The 16,123-nt window shown below is 48.9% G+C and carries 17 protein-coding genes and 2 tRNA genes; 6 read left to right on the top strand and 13 right to left on the bottom strand.

The genetic code is table 11. The annotated features are described in order from the left end of the window. Positions 1 to 67 precede the first annotated feature (67 nt). From CWB98_RS18255 to nhaR, 10 genes are all read right to left on the bottom strand, one after another. The gene (locus CWB98_RS18255; protein ID WP_138546151.1) at positions 68 to 3,298 is read right to left on the bottom strand and encodes a complex I subunit 5 family protein; all 3,231 of its coding nucleotides are present in this window, start codon (positions 3,296 to 3,298) and stop codon (positions 68 to 70) included. Further along, positions 3,295 to 4,809 (bottom strand): complex I subunit 5 family protein, encoded by a 1,515-nt coding sequence (locus CWB98_RS18260; protein ID WP_138546152.1) that lies wholly within the window; start codon positions 4,807 to 4,809, stop codon positions 3,295 to 3,297. Before CWB98_RS18260 ends, CWB98_RS18255 begins: the two co-directional genes overlap by 4 nt. Then, positions 4,809 to 5,096, bottom strand: a complete 288-nt coding sequence (locus tag CWB98_RS18265; protein ID WP_138546153.1) for an NADH-quinone oxidoreductase subunit K — start codon at positions 5,094 to 5,096, stop codon at positions 4,809 to 4,811. Before CWB98_RS18265 ends, CWB98_RS18260 begins: the two co-directional genes overlap by 1 nt. After that, on the bottom strand, positions 5,093 to 5,854 hold the full coding sequence (mbhE, locus tag CWB98_RS18270) for a hydrogen gas-evolving membrane-bound hydrogenase subunit E (RefSeq protein ID WP_138546154.1): 762 nt from the start codon (positions 5,852 to 5,854) through the stop codon (positions 5,093 to 5,095). Before mbhE ends, CWB98_RS18265 begins: the two co-directional genes overlap by 4 nt. 33 nt (positions 5,855 to 5,887) lie before the next feature. Continuing rightward, the gene (locus CWB98_RS18275; protein ID WP_138546155.1) at positions 5,888 to 6,130 is read right to left on the bottom strand and encodes a DUF4040 domain-containing protein; all 243 of its coding nucleotides are present in this window, start codon (positions 6,128 to 6,130) and stop codon (positions 5,888 to 5,890) included. Continuing rightward, a complete protein-coding gene (locus tag CWB98_RS18280) occupies positions 6,117 to 6,461 on the bottom strand; it encodes a monovalent cation/H(+) antiporter subunit G (protein WP_138546156.1) in 345 nt (114 codons plus the stop codon). The genes CWB98_RS18275 and CWB98_RS18280 overlap by 14 nt, the downstream gene beginning before the upstream one ends. Continuing rightward, complete coding sequence (locus tag CWB98_RS18285; RefSeq protein ID WP_138546157.1) at positions 6,458 to 6,715, bottom strand: monovalent cation/H+ antiporter complex subunit F; 258 nt, start codon at positions 6,713 to 6,715, stop codon at positions 6,458 to 6,460. The genes CWB98_RS18280 and CWB98_RS18285 overlap by 4 nt, the downstream gene beginning before the upstream one ends. Beyond that, on the bottom strand, positions 6,712 to 7,272 hold the full coding sequence (locus CWB98_RS18290) for a Na+/H+ antiporter subunit E (protein WP_138546158.1): 561 nt from the start codon (positions 7,270 to 7,272) through the stop codon (positions 6,712 to 6,714). Before CWB98_RS18290 ends, CWB98_RS18285 begins: the two co-directional genes overlap by 4 nt. Then, on the bottom strand, positions 7,269 to 10,031 hold the full coding sequence (locus CWB98_RS18295) for a cation-transporting P-type ATPase (protein WP_138546159.1): 2,763 nt from the start codon (positions 10,029 to 10,031) through the stop codon (positions 7,269 to 7,271). The genes CWB98_RS18290 and CWB98_RS18295 overlap by 4 nt, the downstream gene beginning before the upstream one ends. 146 nt (positions 10,032 to 10,177) lie before the next feature. Then, the gene (gene nhaR, locus CWB98_RS18300; protein WP_138546160.1) at positions 10,178 to 11,080 is read right to left on the bottom strand and encodes a transcriptional activator NhaR; all 903 of its coding nucleotides are present in this window, start codon (positions 11,078 to 11,080) and stop codon (positions 10,178 to 10,180) included. Between the two features lie 170 nt (positions 11,081 to 11,250). Between nhaR and CWB98_RS18305 the strand changes: the two genes are divergently transcribed. Beyond that, positions 11,251 to 11,556, top strand: coding sequence for an HPF/RaiA family ribosome-associated protein (locus tag CWB98_RS18305; protein WP_138546161.1), 306 nt, complete (start codon positions 11,251 to 11,253; stop codon positions 11,554 to 11,556). Positions 11,557 to 11,616: 60 nt separating this feature from the next. Here CWB98_RS18305 and CWB98_RS18310 read toward each other — a convergent pair. Continuing rightward, a tRNA-Ser gene (locus CWB98_RS18310) sits at positions 11,617 to 11,707 on the bottom strand. A gap of 58 nt (positions 11,708 to 11,765) precedes the next feature. Beyond that, positions 11,766 to 11,856: transfer RNA gene (locus tag CWB98_RS18315), tRNA-Ser, on the bottom strand. 261 nt (positions 11,857 to 12,117) lie between these two features. Here CWB98_RS18315 and CWB98_RS18320 point away from each other — a divergent pair. The 5 genes from CWB98_RS18320 to CWB98_RS18340 are packed head-to-tail and all read left to right on the top strand — an operon-like array spanning position 12,118 to position 14,151. Further along, the gene (locus CWB98_RS18320; protein WP_138546162.1) at positions 12,118 to 12,783 is read left to right on the top strand and encodes a Bax inhibitor-1/YccA family protein; all 666 of its coding nucleotides are present in this window, start codon (positions 12,118 to 12,120) and stop codon (positions 12,781 to 12,783) included. Positions 12,784 to 12,837: 54 nt separating this feature from the next. Further along, positions 12,838 to 13,191 (top strand): sulfurtransferase complex subunit TusD, encoded by a 354-nt coding sequence (gene tusD, locus CWB98_RS18325; protein WP_138546163.1) that lies wholly within the window; start codon positions 12,838 to 12,840, stop codon positions 13,189 to 13,191. Further along, positions 13,188 to 13,547, top strand: coding sequence for a sulfurtransferase complex subunit TusC (gene tusC / locus CWB98_RS18330; protein ID WP_138546164.1), 360 nt, complete (start codon positions 13,188 to 13,190; stop codon positions 13,545 to 13,547). The genes tusD and tusC overlap by 4 nt, the downstream gene beginning before the upstream one ends. After that, the gene (locus tag CWB98_RS18335) at positions 13,544 to 13,819 is read left to right on the top strand and encodes a hypothetical protein (RefSeq protein WP_138546165.1); all 276 of its coding nucleotides are present in this window, start codon (positions 13,544 to 13,546) and stop codon (positions 13,817 to 13,819) included. Before tusC ends, CWB98_RS18335 begins: the two co-directional genes overlap by 4 nt. 2 nt (positions 13,820 to 13,821) lie before the next feature. Next, a complete protein-coding gene (locus CWB98_RS18340) occupies positions 13,822 to 14,151 on the top strand; it encodes a TusE/DsrC/DsvC family sulfur relay protein (protein ID WP_010386021.1) in 330 nt (109 codons plus the stop codon). A gap of 12 nt (positions 14,152 to 14,163) precedes the next feature. On the opposite strand, the gene CWB98_RS18345 is transcribed toward CWB98_RS18340, so the two are convergent. Further along, a complete protein-coding gene (locus CWB98_RS18345; RefSeq protein WP_138546166.1) occupies positions 14,164 to 16,065 on the bottom strand; it encodes a propionyl-CoA synthetase in 1,902 nt (633 codons plus the stop codon). Positions 16,066 to 16,123: the final 58 nt, after the last annotated feature.

The following is a 16,123-nucleotide window of genomic DNA, read 5'->3' on the forward strand; positions in this document are numbered from 1 at the left end:
TTTGCACAGAGATATTCAGTGTTGACGCGAAACACAAGTATCACAAGTCAACTTTGGTCGTATAAGCTTATCTTGCTGCTATCATCGCCCACAGCAGCATGCACAACAGTAATGCAAACAATACGCCCGGCGTCATCAAGGAACGTACGGCCGCCATCGCGAAACCAACTACACGCGCCTGGCGATAAACCACACGCTGAGGCAACTGCCAAGAGGTATTCTCAATTTCATCTTTTAACAATTTTAATCCCTGCGACAGGGTATCAGCACCAAGACGTACCAGGCTGCCCGCTTCCGAATAGGCAACATTGATATCTCCGGCCGGTAATGCTCCCATATTGTCAACAAATGCTCGTGTTATAAAATAAACCCCCAGACCAAGCAGTACAGGCCATGCACTACTCCAAAAGCTTGTCACAGTCAGTTGAGTAGCCCATGCGTCATTGGCTTGTGGTATCAAATAACTCAGCACTGTCACCAATACCAATAATGCGCCGTACGCACCTATCTGAAGTACATCAGGTTGGCCAGTCGCCGTTTTTGGTCGCTTTTGTGCAATCAACTGTAAAAATCGCATCATCAGCCAGGTGGTTCCTATTGCTGTCAGCGGTAGGACTGTTCCCATAAGCAAATCCCGCTCCACGACATCCTTTAGCGCGGCCTTGGCAACCGCACCACTGGTTAGTGGTAACCCGGCCAGTGCGGCGGCGGGTAATGCAGCAGCCAGCCAGCAAACCCAGCGATACTTGTGCCATGTTAACGTGCTATTTATGCCAGCAAAAAGAAACAGTGCAGACTTGGCCAGGCCATGATTGACGGCATACAACACAATTGCAGGCAGCAATAAGGACCACAACTCGGGATATTTCAGCCCAACGCCCACAGCCGCAATCAAAATGCCCATCTGGCTCATCGTTGAGTATGCCAGTAAGGCTTTAGGATTATCCTGTGTAACCCCTACCAGAACACCAAAAAATGCAGCAAACAACCCGAGCACCACGAGCACAGAACCAAAAGTTGCAAAGGCCACCTCACCAAAAGGAATAAATTTAAGCCACCCCAGCAGACCGGCTTTCACCATAACACCGCTTAGCAGTGCACTGGCTGCAACAGGTGCCACCGGGTGGGCCATTGGCAGCCATACGTGCAAGCCAAACAAGCCTGCCTTTACCCCAAACCCGGCAAGTAAAAACCCGATTGCCCAAGCCGGATAAGTTTGCTCCAGATTTCCAGCTGAGGACGGATCAATTGATCCAAATGCCAGACCTGCGAGTCCTGTAAAGAGCAACAGCTCTCCCAGTACAGCCCATTGCATGTATGATTTGCCCGCCTGATGGGCTTCATCCGTATCAAAGTGCACAACCAGGCCGTACGAAGCCAGACTCATCAGGGTGAAGAAGCTGATAAAGCCTGAAATATCCTGGGCCAGCACAAGCCCAAAATTACCGCACATGGCTAGCAGGAAAAACAGGCAGAACCTAACTTTGCGCTCATCAGCTTTGACAAAATTAACGGCAAAAACCGCAGCCAGCAGCCACAGGCAAGCAGCAAGCAGAAAGAAAGTCGATGTCGTATCGTTTAGCGTCAGTACACTGCCAAAAAATAACCAAGGCGTGGTGTTGGTACCTTGTCCAGAAATTGCATAGGCAAGCAGCGCGATACCTGCCGATAAAGGTAAAAACCAGTGTGCTACCTCCTGCATTTGCTTGCGCACCAGCAATAGCGCACACAATAACGGTGCACCAAGCGCCAGCCATATTGCAGGAATTTGTTGCGAACTGGCTGCCAGTATTGATACAAACTCACTGCCATATTCTCGGGCTGCTATCAGCTTCACCCAATTCAGCGGGCTAAACTGAGCATCAGCAAACAAGCCTGCACTGAGCGCCAGAAGTGCAGTCACTATGGGTGGTAGCATGAGCATCCAATGCGTTTCTAGCCGCCCTCTGGGTTTTTCTTTTGGCCAGGCCCCCTGCTGTGGTTTAAACCATGCCGCGTATAAAATAGGCAGAAAGTAGATAGCATTGAGCAAACTACTGATAATAAGTACCCCCAGTACCCAATAAAAGCCTGCCTCAAGTGCACCAGTGCCCAGGTACCATTTTGAAATAAAACCCGCAGCGGGCGGTATACCAATCATGCCCAGCACTGCCAGGCTAAACGCCAACATGGTTAACGGCATTCGTTTCCCGGCCCCATTGATCTGACTAACCTTAGTGACACCCAGTGTTTCTGCAATGCTACCGGCGCAGAAGAACATGGTGATTTTCATCAATCCTTGATGGACCAGGTGTGCAATCCCACCAATTGTCGCGATTGGTCCGGCAATGGCTGTACCGAGTGCAATATAGGAAACCTGACTGACCGTTGAATAAGCCAGCCTGCGTTTAAGATCATCCTGAAATACAGCCCGGGTAGAGCCATAAACAATGGTCACAGAAGCCAACACAGCCAGAATAATGGTCAACCCAAGCTCCTGAGCAAATTCAACTCCATAGACATCATAAACAACCCGCACTATGCCAAATGCACCCGCTTTAACCACGGCAACCGCGTGTAACAATGCACTCACAGGGGCTGGTGCAGCCATGGCAGAAGGTAACCAACCATGTAACGGGAACAATGCCGCTTTTACCCCCAAGCCTATAATTATGAGGGCAAAAATCACTTTCAGGTGCAGTGGGTCTAAATGGGGCATGGACGCGAGGATCCCTGTCGCAGTAAAGTCCAATGACCCAGCCAGAGCTTTTAACCAAACAACACCGGCAAGCAAACTGGCGCCACCGAGCATGGTATAGATCAGATATTTACGCCCTGCCGCCAGCGAGGCCTTATTCCCCTTATGGACTACCAAAGGATAAGTTGTCAGCGTCAGTAACTCATAGAAAATCAAAAAGGTGATTAAGTTACCAGCCAGCGCGACGCCTATGGTTGCGAACACACACAGGCTAAAGAACCCGAAAAAGCGGCTACGATTAGGTGATTGTTCCAGATAGCCAATGGCATAAATCGTCGTTAATAGCCACAAAAAACCGGATAGCGCAACAAACAGCAAAGACAAAGCATCAGCATGAAGAACCAGATCCATGTTGGGCAGCAAGGGCAAACGCGTTTCAAAAACCTGCCCCTGGTACACACCCGATATCATCACTAAGATCAGGCCTACACAGCTGCCGGCCCCAAGAAAGTTCAGGGTTTTTCTAAGTATTGGCTTGTTGTCGCTGACAAAAAATATCGCAACCCCGGATACCAGAGCGCTCAGTAAAATCAATAAAGGCAGAGTACTTTGCCACATCATTCGCCGCCTCCTATCGCTATCAGGTCAATAATCAGGTCAGCATTGAAACCCAGCGCCATAGTACACAGGGCCAACGCCAGGCCGCTGGCAGGCATAGCCACTGGCACCTTCTGCCAGTTATCAGGGGCAATGTAATCAGACGCCTGCTCCGGTTTAATAAATGCCAGGTCCAGCACTCTGAATATCGCCAATGCTGCCAGCAGGCCGCCCATAAGAATGATCACGACCCACCACCACTGGTTAGTATCAATGGCAACATTGAGCAATAACCATTTGGCGATAAAGCCTGCACTGGGTGGCAGACCGATTAAACTGCCTCCAGCTATCGCAAAAGTGAACAAGCTCAATGGCATATACTTTGCCATGCCCTGCAGCCTAGCAATGTCGTCATGGCCAAGCGAATGTATAATGTTGCCAGCAGCAATAAACATCGCAGCCTTGGCACAGGCGTGAGCGACAATAAAATAAGACACCGCGGCGAGCGCACTTTGATGCTGGGCAGCCAGTTGCGATCCTGAAGCCCCTTCGGTGCTCATCAAAAGTGGAAATAGCAAAAACAGATAACCAATTTGCGCGACGGTCGAGTATGCCACCATCAGTTTTAGACGCTTTGTTCTGAGTGCCTGCACACACCCCCACAGAATAGCTATCCCTCCTAATATGCCCAATAACATTAACGCTTCATTGGTAACGGCGGGTGCCAGGATCTCCATCCAAAATCGTACCAACAGATAAAACGACGCTTTGACAACCAAAGCGGACAAAATAGCACTGACTGGTGCCGGTGCACTGCCATGAGCATGAGGTAACCAAAAGTGCAATGGAACCAGGGCGGTTTTTAGCACCAAACCCACAGTGATTAACGCCAATGCTGCCCAGCTTAATGGATTGGATTCAGCTGTGGCCGCAAGCTGTGCAAAGTCTAAAGTACCATAGACGTGATACAACAAAGCCACGGCAAGCAGATAACAAAGAGACCCCAACAGACCCACTAATAAATAACGCAACGCTGCCGTCAGTCCCGCTTTATTGCCACTTAACGCGACCAGAGCAACCGCTGCTAATCCGATAATTTCGAGTGTCACATAGACATTGAAAATGTCAGCAGACAGGAATAACGCATTGATCCCCGCCACCAACAACCACCACAGAGGCCAAAAGCGCACACGCGCAGGTGATGCAGCGAAATAGTAAGCAGAATAAATGGTCAATACAGTGACCAAAAAAACGGTCAATGACAGTAACAGAGCTGAAAACCCATCCAGGCTTAGCGCAATACCCAAAGGAGCCTTCCAGCCTGCAAGGGCATACCTGATTGGTGTCGCGAACTCAGTGCCTCCAGAAGGCAAATTGGCCAGAATAATCGCCATTACACACACCAGGCTCGATGCGCTTAGCAATCCAACCAGCACTTGCGCATGTTTGGTACTCAACAATACCGAGAAAATAGCCCCAATCAGGGGGATCGCAATCAGCAGGGGTAGTAAAGAAGCAACGTCGAATACTGGCATTAAGCGTCTTCCTCAGGCTTTTCAAGTGCGTTGATCCGAACCACCAGAGACAACGCCATTGCCGTACCTGCGACCGCAACCACGATCCCTGTTAATACCATAGCGTGTGGCACAAAATCTGGTGTAGCGCCGGATGAGGCATTAGCTATAAACACCATAAACACCCCCACACCACAAATATTGATGGCGAGTATCTTCTTAACGACGTGGGTAATTGCCAAGACACCAAACAGACCAATACCGAACAGTGCAATACCAAATACACCATACAACAAAGCTTGCGTCATAAGTGCTTCTCCTTATCACCAAGATTTGGCTGTGGGCCCAAAGGCTCAATCTGCAACGCACAGAATAGTAAAACCAAGACCGCCGCTATGGTTAACGTCGCCGCCACTTCTATTACCAGAATTAAAATCCCAGACATGGCTACCGGATAGGCCAACGCGATGCCACTGGACAGGATGACTCCGGCACCGACCAATAAAAACATGGCTAAGCCAATCACTAACAACAGGCGCGCGGTTGGAGCATTGAAGTTAAAACTGTGATGACCGGCAAGTAGCAGCAAAATCCCCGCGCCTGCCAGCAATGCTCCCGCCTGAAACGCACCGCCTGGCAATGAAGCACCAGTCCAAAGTAAATATCCTGATGTAACGACTATCGCCGGTAACAACCACCGAAGGAAGGCTTCAAGTACCAGACTCCGCTCTCGAGGTTTAGATACTGTAATAAATGGCTGCTGGGCGTCTTGTAAGCCAGAAGGCATCACCGCCAGGGCAACAATCAACAGCACCGCAACTTCCAGCAAAGTATCATAACTGCGAAAGTTAAGTAGCACGGCCGTAACCGGGTTCTCTACCCCACTTTGCTCGAGGTTAGAGGCAACCAGTGTCACTAGTGGTTGGTCTGTCGGCTGAAACTCGACCAGGGACATAGCCAGAAACAGACAGACTGTGGCAACCACTAAACCAACAATGAACAAGACGCTGCTGGGCAGACCTCCTTCTTGTTGTGCACTGTCACTTAACGTCATGTTATTAAACATAAGTTACCTCTTTTGTTATTATTTAACGCAGTTTTATTGGTTGAGCTGTCGACGTGTGGCGATGAGCAATGCGCCAGTCAAACCCGCTCCAATCGCCGCCTCTGCGATGGCAACATCCCACGCACCCAGCCTGACCCAGGCAAGCGTGACTAGCAGGCCCATGCTGATAAACAACAAAATCGCCTGAAACAGGTCTTTAGCAGTGAGACACAATATTGCGGTTACTAAGGCCCCAATACCCAATAGCAGGTCGATAAATAATTCACCGCTTATCATGTACTTCCTCCTGCTCCCCCAGCCTACCTTGGCATTCTGACGGATGTTCTTCTTTCTCCAAATCTGAGTGACTGGCTAGTAAATAGCAAGAGACTGCACCAGCTAACATCACTGCGACCCAGATCAACAACAGCTGAATTGCATCTGCCACTTCTACAACCTGAGGTAACACCCCCAGTACGACAAACCCTAAGCCCAGATTGTCGGCCTTGGTCAGCGCATGCAGCCGGGATAACTCATCTGGAAAACGCCACAGACCAACGCCCCCAGCAATGAAAAAGAACACACCGAGCGTCACCATAACTACACTGTACCAGTCAAAAAGCGTCATGATTTAGTGTCTCCCATTTTGACTAAAATGACCGTTGCGGTCGGAGCCAGCAGGGCCAATACCAGCGCTACGTTGAATAAAGCACTTTGCTGATACACGACTGCTAGCAGCGCCAAAATCGCAACGCCTATAGTGCCAAACAATTGCAGAGACAGTATCCGATTGAGCTTTGACGGGCCTAGCCAGAGCCGCCACAGCCCGCCAAGGAGAACCAGCGTTAAAATTGTAATAACCAGGTTTAAATACTCACTCATAGTTGCTCCTTCAAAACCGGCACTACTTGCTTATCTATTTCTAAATCAAACAAATAGGCGATCTTTTGTTCACAGTCAATCACATCCCGATAATTGCTTTCATTTACTTCCAGCATGTGTACCAACAAGGAATCACCATTCAGTTGGGCACTCAACGTGCCTGGTAACAAGCTGATCAGGTGAATAAACCACAGCTGTGTATGGCCCGAAGGCAAACGTAGCGGATAGGAAACCGTCCCAGGGCGCATTTCAATGCGGTGAGCAAAAGCCAGCCGCGCTGTTTGTATCCCCCCTTTCAACGAGTTAAGCAAAAAATACGGCAGCAGGCGCAACAGACGACCATAATGCAGTTGCCCTGTTACAGAATGAACAGGCTCAGCTGCCGCGTTATGAAAAAGACGCATGCTCATCCAGACCGACACAGGCACAACGAAGATACCTATTGCCCAGGAGGACCAAACCCCTTTTGTGAGCAGCAGCCATAAAGCGCTGAATATCACAGCCCGGTTAACCAAGGTCCGTTTGTCTGAATTGTGAGAATGCGTCTTTTTATTCATACTGATTCACTCACTCTGTTGGTATTTGAATCTGAGGTTGGCTGTGGTTCTTTGTTGCGACTGCGCAGGTGCTTTTCAGCTCCGACAATCAGGGAGATCAACCAACCACAGGCGATAACTCGTAACCAGGCCTCAAGTGAGATAGGCGCACTCTGGAACCAGTCGTTCATCAAGGGCAGGTAAGTAAACAGCAACTGTAATGCCATCATCAGTGCGATGCCTATCCAGATCCAGCGGTTTGAAAACAAGCCAACCGAAAATACCGACCGATCCAACGAGCGACAGTTGAACAGGTAAAATGCTTCACCGACCACGAACATAGCGACTGCGACGGTTCTGGCTTGCGCTTCAGTCGCGCCCCACATTAATTCAAGCTCGTATAAGCCGAAGGCCGTGATACACAATAAAGAGGACACCAACAAAATTCGCCACATTAAGATCCTGTCAATGATAGGTGTATCTGGGTCGTAGGGTGGACGTTCCATAATGCCCTTTTCTCTGGGCTCAAACGCCAGCATCAAACCGAGTAAAATGGCAGTGGTCATGTTGACCCATAGAATATGTACCGGCAATAGAGGCAATGACACGCCAAGTAACACCGCAAGCAAAATCACCAGGCCTTCACCACCGTTGGTTGGTAAGGTCCAGACAATAAACTTCTTCAGATTGTCAAAGACACCCCGACCTTCCTCAACAGCAGCCCGCACAGTGGCAAAGTTATCATCGGTCAGCATCATATCCGACGCATCTCTGGCCACTTCAGTGCCATTGAGTGCCATTGCAACACCAATGTCGGCCCGTCTGAGCGCGGGCGCATCATTCACACCATCCCCCGTCATGGCCACAACATGGCCTTCAGCCTGTAACGATTTCACCAGTTGAAGTTTATTTTCAGGGCTGACCCGTGCAAACACATCATTATTACTGGCAATATCTCTGAACTCATGCTCCGATAGGTCACCGAGCTGATAGCCCGTAACGGTTTTTCCTGCGCTTTGTGGTTGAATAATCCCGAGCTGCTTGGCAATACTGGTGGCAGTCAGCGCATGATCTCCGGTGATCATCTTGACCCGGATCCCGGCTCTGTGACAGGCAGCAACAGCTTCAATGGCCTCAGGGCGAGGCGGATCTATCATTGCCTGTAGCCCCAGAAATACCAACTCCTGAGCAACATCGTCATGACTCAGGCTCGTTTGCTCCAGACTTGTCGCTTTGCTGGCAAAAGCCAGTACGCGCAAGCCTTTAGCAGCCAAGCGTTCGGCTTGTTGCTCTACCACCCCCTGTTCAAGAGGAATTGAGGCGCCCTGCTCATTAAGCATAAACCGACATTTAGGCAGAATACTCTCGATAGATCCCTTCATATGGATTATACGCGTGTCGTCGACGTCATCCAGGGTGGCCATATACTGGTATTCTGATTGAAACGGTATGCAATCAACTCGTTTGGCATTCAGGCTTTCTGAGGCCATATTGGCTTTACGTGCAGACACCAGTAATGCTGCCTCGGTCGGATCACCACTGATACGCCACTGTGCATTTCCGGTATCCGGTGCCAAGAGTTGCGCATCATTGCACAGCGCACCAGCTCTGAGTGTTGCATAAAGACCAGGCTGGGTATTGGCCTCAACTGTGGCTGACTGTAACTCAGACTGCGGCATGTGAGTTTGGATCTCACCTGCGGGATCATACCCATTGCCAGATACTGCATAGAGCTGCCCGCCACTGTAGATCTGCTCTACGGTCATCTCGTTTTTGGTCAAAGTACCTGTCTTGTCGGAGCAGATAATGGTAGTACTGCCCAGCGTTTCAACCGCGGGTAGATTACGAATAACGGCTTTACGTTTAGCCATACGGGAAACGCCAATGGCCAGCATAATCGTGACTGCTGCAGGCAATCCTTCCGGAATAGCCCCCACAGCCAAAGCAACCGCCGCCATAAAGGAATCAAGCAGTGGTTGTCCGTGCAAATACCCTATCAGCAAAGTAATCGCTGCAAGACCGACAATCGCATATAACAAGACATGACTAAATTGCTTGATGCGTTTGGTCAACGGTGTGTCCAGCGTTGGCGTCGTCGCGATCAGCTCGGAGATTTTACCTATTTCGGTGTTATCACCAGTTTCAGTTACTACCCCAACGCCGGTACCATAAACCACCAGCGTCGATGAAAACGCCATATTCTGGCGGTCTCCCAGCAACGCTTCTTTGGCAAGCACCTCGAGGTTTTTCTCAACAGGCACGGATTCTCCGGTCAGTGCCGACTCATCCACCTGTAAATCTCTGACCTTCACCAGGCGCATATCCGCGGTTACTTTATCACCGGCCTGCAGCAGTACAATGTCGCCAGGCACCAGCTGTTGAGCAGCAATGGTCGTTTTTACCCCGTCACGGATCACGTTTGCGGTTGATTTGATACTGCCAGACAAGGCATTGATGGCATTGATTGCTTTGGACTCTTGCACAAAGCCAATGATGGCGTTAAGTAGCACCACCGCAAAAATGACGATGGCGTCGACCCACTCCTGAAGTGCCAGCGTCACCACCACGGCCGAAAGCAAGATGTAAACCAATGGCTGATGGAATTGCAGGGCAAACCGTTTGATCGGTCCGTCTCCATCGTGTTTAGTAATGGCATTTGGCCCAAACTCTGCCTGCTGCCTGTCGACCTGTTGCGAAGATAACCCTCGCTCCGGGTCGGCCTCGAACTGCTTGAGTACTTCTTCTGAGTGTTGACTGTGCCAGTCTTTCAGATCTTGCATAAAACACCTCGGGAGCTAGTTGTATTAACTTCATACTAGGGTGCAGCAATGCTATGTAAAACTCGAATTATTAAATTTAAAGCGTCGAAAAATACGAACTGTAATTTTGGCACAAGCTTGATCTTTTGCCACTTTGATCACGTAAGTTATATGAATAAAGACGATTTGGCTGCATTGAATATCGCAGCGATAGCCGGGTGCCGGATTTTTCGCTCTGCTGAAATCGCATAAAACTTTTGTTTTATGTTTGGCAGCTCACCCACCGGGCGAACATGGAACGCATCACACACATTTTGAGCAATGGTGCTGGGCATAAAAAACAGCCCCAAACCAGACTGACCAAACGATTTCATTAACGCACTGTCGTCAAACTGCGCCACAATATTGGGGTGAATATTTTGATCGCTTAGCCAAAAATCAAACTCTTTACGGATCTCATGTTGCTGTGTCGGCAGTAATAAAGGTGCATTATTAAGCGACATAGGAAAATTCTTGGCGTATTGCCTGGCAAGTGCAGGGGCCGCTAAAAAGGTAATACTGCTTTCTCCCAGCAAATGGTTATACGCCTTAACACTGAACGCCCCTGTAACAGGCACATCACTCAACACTAAGTCAACTTTATGAACCGCCAAGTCAGCAAGCATACTGTCTACAGGCCCTTCCAGGCTGGTTAGGCGAATATCCTGTTCGATATGCATAGCAGGCTCAATAATCTTATGGACTATGGTTTTGGGCAGTACGCTGGAGGCGCCGACAATAAACTCTGCCGGGCCCACAGCACTGTTGCCTTTTAAAACATCACTCAACTCATTACCCAACTCGAAGATTTCATCAGCATAACGTAATACGACCCTGCCGGTGTCGGTTAGTCGCAGCCCCCGCCCCTCTTTTTGCAAAAGCTCGTTACCAACTCGTTCTTCGAGCAACGACAGCTGACCGCTGATGGTTTGCGGGGTAATATTCAGTTTAGCACTGGCCTTGGCAATACTGCCTTCATGCGCAACAGCCCAGAAGTACTTTAAGTGTTTGTAGTTAATGACATCCTGCATAGTGCTTCCTCACAATAAACAACACTTCGAATAATCCGAACTGTAGTATATAGAACAAACGATTTCACTTAATTCTTTTCGATTGATACGCTTGATAAGGTAGCACGATCACATTACAGGCGACGTTTAAGCAGATAAACGAACTTTAAATCAATCAATGAGAGTAAATTATGTGGGTAGATGTGTTTTCATCCCATAGTGACGCGACAGAAGCCGAAAACAATCATATAGATGCACAAATCAGGCTTATGCTTGGCCGCTATGCAGGGCAAATTGACAAAGTCGAAGTTTATCTTTTGACGGATGAAAACCAGTTAGACGACATTCAACAAGTTCACTGTACGATTCGAGTCGGGCTGAGGGGCTATCAGCAGGTTGAAGTGAATGAAGTGGCAGATAAAGCATCCGATGCAATTAATGCCTGCGCTCACCGGGCTAAACGTTACGTAAAACGCGCACTGAGACTATCGGGTTAGAAACTATCGCAAAATGAAGTAAATAAAAAGGCCGCAAGTCTGAGACTTGCGGCCTTAATATGGCGGAGAGATAGGGATTTGAACCCTAGATACGCTATTAACGTATGCCGGTTTTCAAGACCGGTGCTTTCAACCACTCAGCCATCTCTCCAAAACAGATTGTATAAATCCGCCAGTGAACCTCACTTGGCAAATTTTCGTAAAATTAGTGGCGGAGAGATAGGGATTTGAACCCTAGATACGCTATTAACGTATGCCGGTTTTCAAGACCGGTGCTTTCAACCGCTCAGCCATCTCTCCGCAGCGGGGCGAATATTAGTGAATCCTGACGCCCTTGTGAAGCTTTTTTTTCGCTTTTTTGTTTAATTGGTTAAATTTCACTTTATTTGTACAAACATCGGACACATTAAGAGGTTTTATGGTCAATAATCGGGAGTTAGAGAACTTTTAACACAGTTTTAGGGTCTACTGATCCAGAAAGGTTTGCCGAGCGATTTAACTCTTGGTAATCTTGGCCTAGAATAATTTTCGGAACATTGTGTTTCTAATAAGGAGCTGATAATGGCGTTCAATCACTCGTACACTGGCCAAAAAGTGGCTATGTCGACGGTCGAAACTAACAAGGTGCTTAAAAACACCTACTTCCTACTGGCAATGACACTGGCATTTAGTGCGATTACTGCTGCCATCTCTATGACTATGGCACTACCGCGCTTTACCGGTCTTGTCTGTTCACTGGTTGCTTTTGGTCTTTTGTTCGTGATCCAGAAAAAAGCGAACTCTAGCTCAGCGATTGGCTTGGTTTTCCTGTTCACGGGTCTTCTTGGCTTTGGCTTAGGTCCATTGCTTAACCACTACGCCGCAATGCCAAACGGTAGCTTGCTGATTGCACAAGCGCTGGGTTCAACAGCGTTAGTGTTCTTTGGTTTATCTGCTTACGCACTAACAACCAAGAAAGACTTCTCCTTCATGGGTGGCTTCCTGGTTGTCGGTATGCTGGTCGTGATTGTTTCTAGCCTGGTTAACCTGTTTATCGGCAGTTCAGTTGCCTTTATCGCGATTAATGCCGCTGTTGTATTACTGATGTCTGGTTTTATCCTGTATGACACCAGCCGCATCGTAAACGGTGGTGAAACAAACTACATTCTGGCAACAGTAAGCCTGTACCTGAGCATCTACAATCTGTTCACGTCTATCCTTGCGCTACTTGGCTCAAGTGATGACTAATCTGCTCAGTTTGCTAAAATAAGCCCCATTCGGGGCTTTTTTTATGAGTAACTTTTGAGCCAGTACGTACTTTCCCTGCACAGCGATGTCAGTGACCACGACGCATTGCAGCATCTGCTGCGATTCGCTAATGCTTTACAAGCACAAGATCACCAGATTGAATGTATCTTTCTTTATCAGCAAGCCGTTTTGTTTGCCAGTCAGCATTTCAGCCTGGCCAGCGATGAACTTCAGCCAGCTCAGGTATGGCAATCCCTGCATGACGCGGGTATTGCGCTCAAGCTATGTGTTACAGCGGCAGAAAAGCACGGACTGGATACCACACAGTGTGCTCCTTTTGAGGTTGCAGGGTTGGCGGAATTTGCCATGTTGGCAACCAAAGCAGATAAGTGGGTGCAATTTAAATGAGTGAAAACATTCTGGTGATCAACCACACCGCTCCTTTCGATGGTGCACATATCCGCGAAGGGCTAGACATGGCACTCATTTTTGCTGCGCTGGATCAGAATATCTCCTGGCTTTTCAAGGGGCCGGCCATATTAGCCCTAAAACAAGGCAATGATGCATCCGCACTGGGAATAAAAAACTACTTTAAACAGCTTAAAACGCTGGAGATTTATGATGTTGAGCAAGTCTATGTGTGCGCCGAAGCCATGAAGCGCTTTGCGCTTACCCCTGACGACCTGAATATCGACGCTCAGCTTCTGTCTGTCGACGAACAGCAAACTTTGCTGTCACAACAAAGTAAGGTGGTCAGTTTATGAGCCTCCCCACATTACATATTTTTTCTAAGCCGCTGAGTTACTACCATGACGTATTCAGTGCAGGCTTGCTCGCTAAGCAGGATGTGATACTGCTCACAAGAGACGCCTGCTATGATCAGGCAGCATGGCGCGCACTGAGTACTAATCGTACTTGCATGCTAAATGTTTGTGCACAGGCACGCGGTATCAGTGCGCAGAATCATATCGAACCGCTCAGCGACCAGCAGTGGATCACGCTGGTTGAGCAATGCAATAAAACTATTACGTGGTAACTATGCTCGTTTTTCAAGACAAACAGATCGAAACAGATAAAGAAGGCTACCTGCTAAATCATCAGGACTGGCATAAAGAACTGGCGCCATTGTTGGCGGAGCAAGAGAATATTACGCTCACAGACGCACATTGGGAGGTCGTCAACTTCGTCCGCGACTTTTATGAAGAGTACAATACCAGCCCGGCCATTCGTATGTTGGTTAAGGCCATTGGTCAAAAGCTGGGTGAAGACAAAGGTAAAAGTATCTACCTGTATAAGCTATTTCCGAAAGGTCCAGCAAAGCAGGCGACTAAAATAGCCGGTTTGCCAAAACCGGCCAAATGTATCTAGCGCTTTGTATCGTTATGGCTGTGTGGCACGCCACAGCACACTGATTTCCTCAAGCGTGGCAGGATCGTCAATAGTCGACGGCACTGTCATCGCTTCACCATCCACCAGCTGGCGTAAGTTTTTGCGTAATATCTTTCCGGAACGTGTTTTTGGTAACCGCTCTACAACCAGAATTTGCTTCAGGCAAGCAATTGCCCCTATTTTGCCCCGAACAGACTGAACGAGTGCTTTGCGTAACTGTTCCTGGGTAAGTTCCACGCCATCTTTAAGCACCACCATAGCCACAGGCACCTGGCCTTTTAGCTCATCTTTAGCCGCAAATACGGCACATTCGGCTACAGCGTCGTGCGCAGCAACGACCTCTTCCATCTCTCCGGTCGACAAACGATGACCAGCCACGTTTATCACATCATCCGTGCGTCCCATAATAAACAGATACCCTTCTTCATCCAGGTACCCCCCGTCACCTGACAAATAATAACCCGGAAATTCAGACAAATAGCCTTGTTTAAAACGACTGCTATTTTGCCAGATGTTACTGAGGCAGCCAGGCGGTAAAGGAGTCTTAATTGCAATTAACCCATGCTCATTAGGCGCACAAGGCTCGCCGCTCGCATCCAGCACATTCAGTTGATAACCCGGTGTTGGCACCGACGCACTGCCCGCTTTAGTCGGCAAAGGTGATAACCCCATTGGATTTGCGGCAATGGGCCAGCCCGTTTCGGTTTGCCACCAGTGGTCAATCACCGGCAGGCGCGTGACAGATTGTAGCCAGTCATAGGTCGCGGGATCCAGGCGCTCACCCGCAAGAAACAAAGATTGTAATGAGCAGGTATCATAGTGCGCAAACAACTTACCTTCCGGGTCTTCTTTCTTAATGGCACGAAACGCAGTCGGCGCGCTGAACAGCGCATTCACCTGATATTCCTCAACCACGCGCCAAAATGCACCTGCATCCGGAGTCCTGACCGGCTTGCCCTCGTACAACAAAGTTGTGCACCCAAACAGAAGTGGGGCATATACAATATAAGAGTGGCCCACAACCCAGCCGATATCAGATGCAGCCCAAAATACCTGACCCGGTTTCATACCATATACCGTTTCCATACTATAATGCAGCGCTACTGCATGTCCTCCCTGCTCGCGCACGACGCCTTTTGGCGTGCCAGTCGTGCCTGAGGTATATAAAATATAAAGAGGGTGCGTTGCACTCAATGGCACTGCTTCAGCCTGCGGGGCCCCTGCAACCAGCTCACTCCAGTCAAGATCACGCGGCGCAGACATCAATGCTCGGTATTCAGAACGTTGCCAGACAATCGCATGTTCTATTTGATGTTCGGCCTGCGCCAAGGCTTCATCCAGCATGGGCTTGTATTCAATCACCCGGCCAACTTCAACACCACAGGATGCACTCAGCACCAGCTTAGGTTTTGCATCATCAATGCGTACCGCAAGCTCTTTGGGTGCAAAGCCACCAAACACCACAGAATGAATTGCCCCGATCCGTGCACATGCCAGCATGGCTATTACAGCTTGCGGGATCATCGGCATGTAGATCACCACCCTATCTCCGGCTATCACACCAAGTTTACTGAGCGACCCGGCAAATGTACTGACTTCGTCCAGCAGTTGTGCATAGGTGTAATTCTGTTTTTGTCCTGTCACAGGTGAATCATAAATCAGTGCGACTTGATCACCCCTGCCCCCATTTACCTGATTATCCAGTGCAAGATAACTGGTGTTAAGTTTGCCATCTTCAAACCAATGGCTCAGTGATGCCTCGTCGTAGCTGACTCCGATCTTAGGTGAGGTATGCCAGTTGAGCCGACCTGCCTGATCGAGCCAGAATGCTTCTGGGTTTTGCTCAAATTGTTCGTATGCCCGTTGATAGGCCTGATATGCAGTTGTTGTCATAATGATTTCCTGTTGGGCCGGGCTTGGCAGGTATGAACCTCTGCCAACTGGTTAAAAC

Origin of the sequence: Pseudoalteromonas rubra, assembly GCF_005887115.1 — a bacterium.
GTDB classification, from domain to species: Bacteria; Pseudomonadota; Gammaproteobacteria; order Enterobacterales; family Alteromonadaceae; genus Pseudoalteromonas; species Pseudoalteromonas rubra_F.

What these genes read in the sequence shown, in the direction of transcription:
- CWB98_RS18260 (WP_138546152.1), bottom strand. Translation starts at nt 4,809, where the DNA reads ATGCCAGTATTCGACGTTGCTTCTTTACTACCCCTGCTGATTGCGATC.
- CWB98_RS18340 (WP_010386021.1), top strand. Translation starts at nt 13,822, where the DNA reads ATGCTCGTTTTTCAAGACAAACAGATCGAAACAGATAAAGAAGGCTAC.
- CWB98_RS18320 (WP_138546162.1), top strand. Translation starts at nt 12,118, where the DNA reads ATGGCGTTCAATCACTCGTACACTGGCCAAAAAGTGGCTATGTCGACG.
- CWB98_RS18285 (WP_138546157.1), bottom strand. Translation starts at nt 6,715, where the DNA reads ATGAGTGAGTATTTAAACCTGGTTATTACAATTTTAACGCTGGTTCTC.
- mbhE (WP_138546154.1), bottom strand. Translation starts at nt 5,854, where the DNA reads ATGTTTAATAACATGACGTTAAGTGACAGTGCACAACAAGAAGGAGGT.
- CWB98_RS18275 (WP_138546155.1), bottom strand. Translation starts at nt 6,130, where the DNA reads ATGATAAGCGGTGAATTATTTATCGACCTGCTATTGGGTATTGGGGCC.
- CWB98_RS18335 (WP_138546165.1), top strand. Translation starts at nt 13,544, where the DNA reads ATGAGCCTCCCCACATTACATATTTTTTCTAAGCCGCTGAGTTACTAC.
- CWB98_RS18305 (WP_138546161.1), top strand. Translation starts at nt 11,251, where the DNA reads ATGTGGGTAGATGTGTTTTCATCCCATAGTGACGCGACAGAAGCCGAA.
- CWB98_RS18290 (WP_138546158.1), bottom strand. Translation starts at nt 7,272, where the DNA reads ATGAATAAAAAGACGCATTCTCACAATTCAGACAAACGGACCTTGGTT.
- CWB98_RS18280 (WP_138546156.1), bottom strand. Translation starts at nt 6,461, where the DNA reads ATGACGCTTTTTGACTGGTACAGTGTAGTTATGGTGACGCTCGGTGTG.
- CWB98_RS18345 (WP_138546166.1), bottom strand. Translation starts at nt 16,065, where the DNA reads ATGACAACAACTGCATATCAGGCCTATCAACGGGCATACGAACAATTT.
- CWB98_RS18295 (WP_138546159.1), bottom strand. Translation starts at nt 10,031, where the DNA reads ATGCAAGATCTGAAAGACTGGCACAGTCAACACTCAGAAGAAGTACTC.
- tusC (WP_138546164.1), top strand. Translation starts at nt 13,188, where the DNA reads ATGAGTGAAAACATTCTGGTGATCAACCACACCGCTCCTTTCGATGGT.
- CWB98_RS18265 (WP_138546153.1), bottom strand. Translation starts at nt 5,096, where the DNA reads ATGACGCAAGCTTTGTTGTATGGTGTATTTGGTATTGCACTGTTCGGT.
- nhaR (WP_138546160.1), bottom strand. Translation starts at nt 11,080, where the DNA reads ATGCAGGATGTCATTAACTACAAACACTTAAAGTACTTCTGGGCTGTT.
- CWB98_RS18255 (WP_138546151.1), bottom strand. Translation starts at nt 3,298, where the DNA reads ATGATGTGGCAAAGTACTCTGCCTTTATTGATTTTACTGAGCGCTCTG.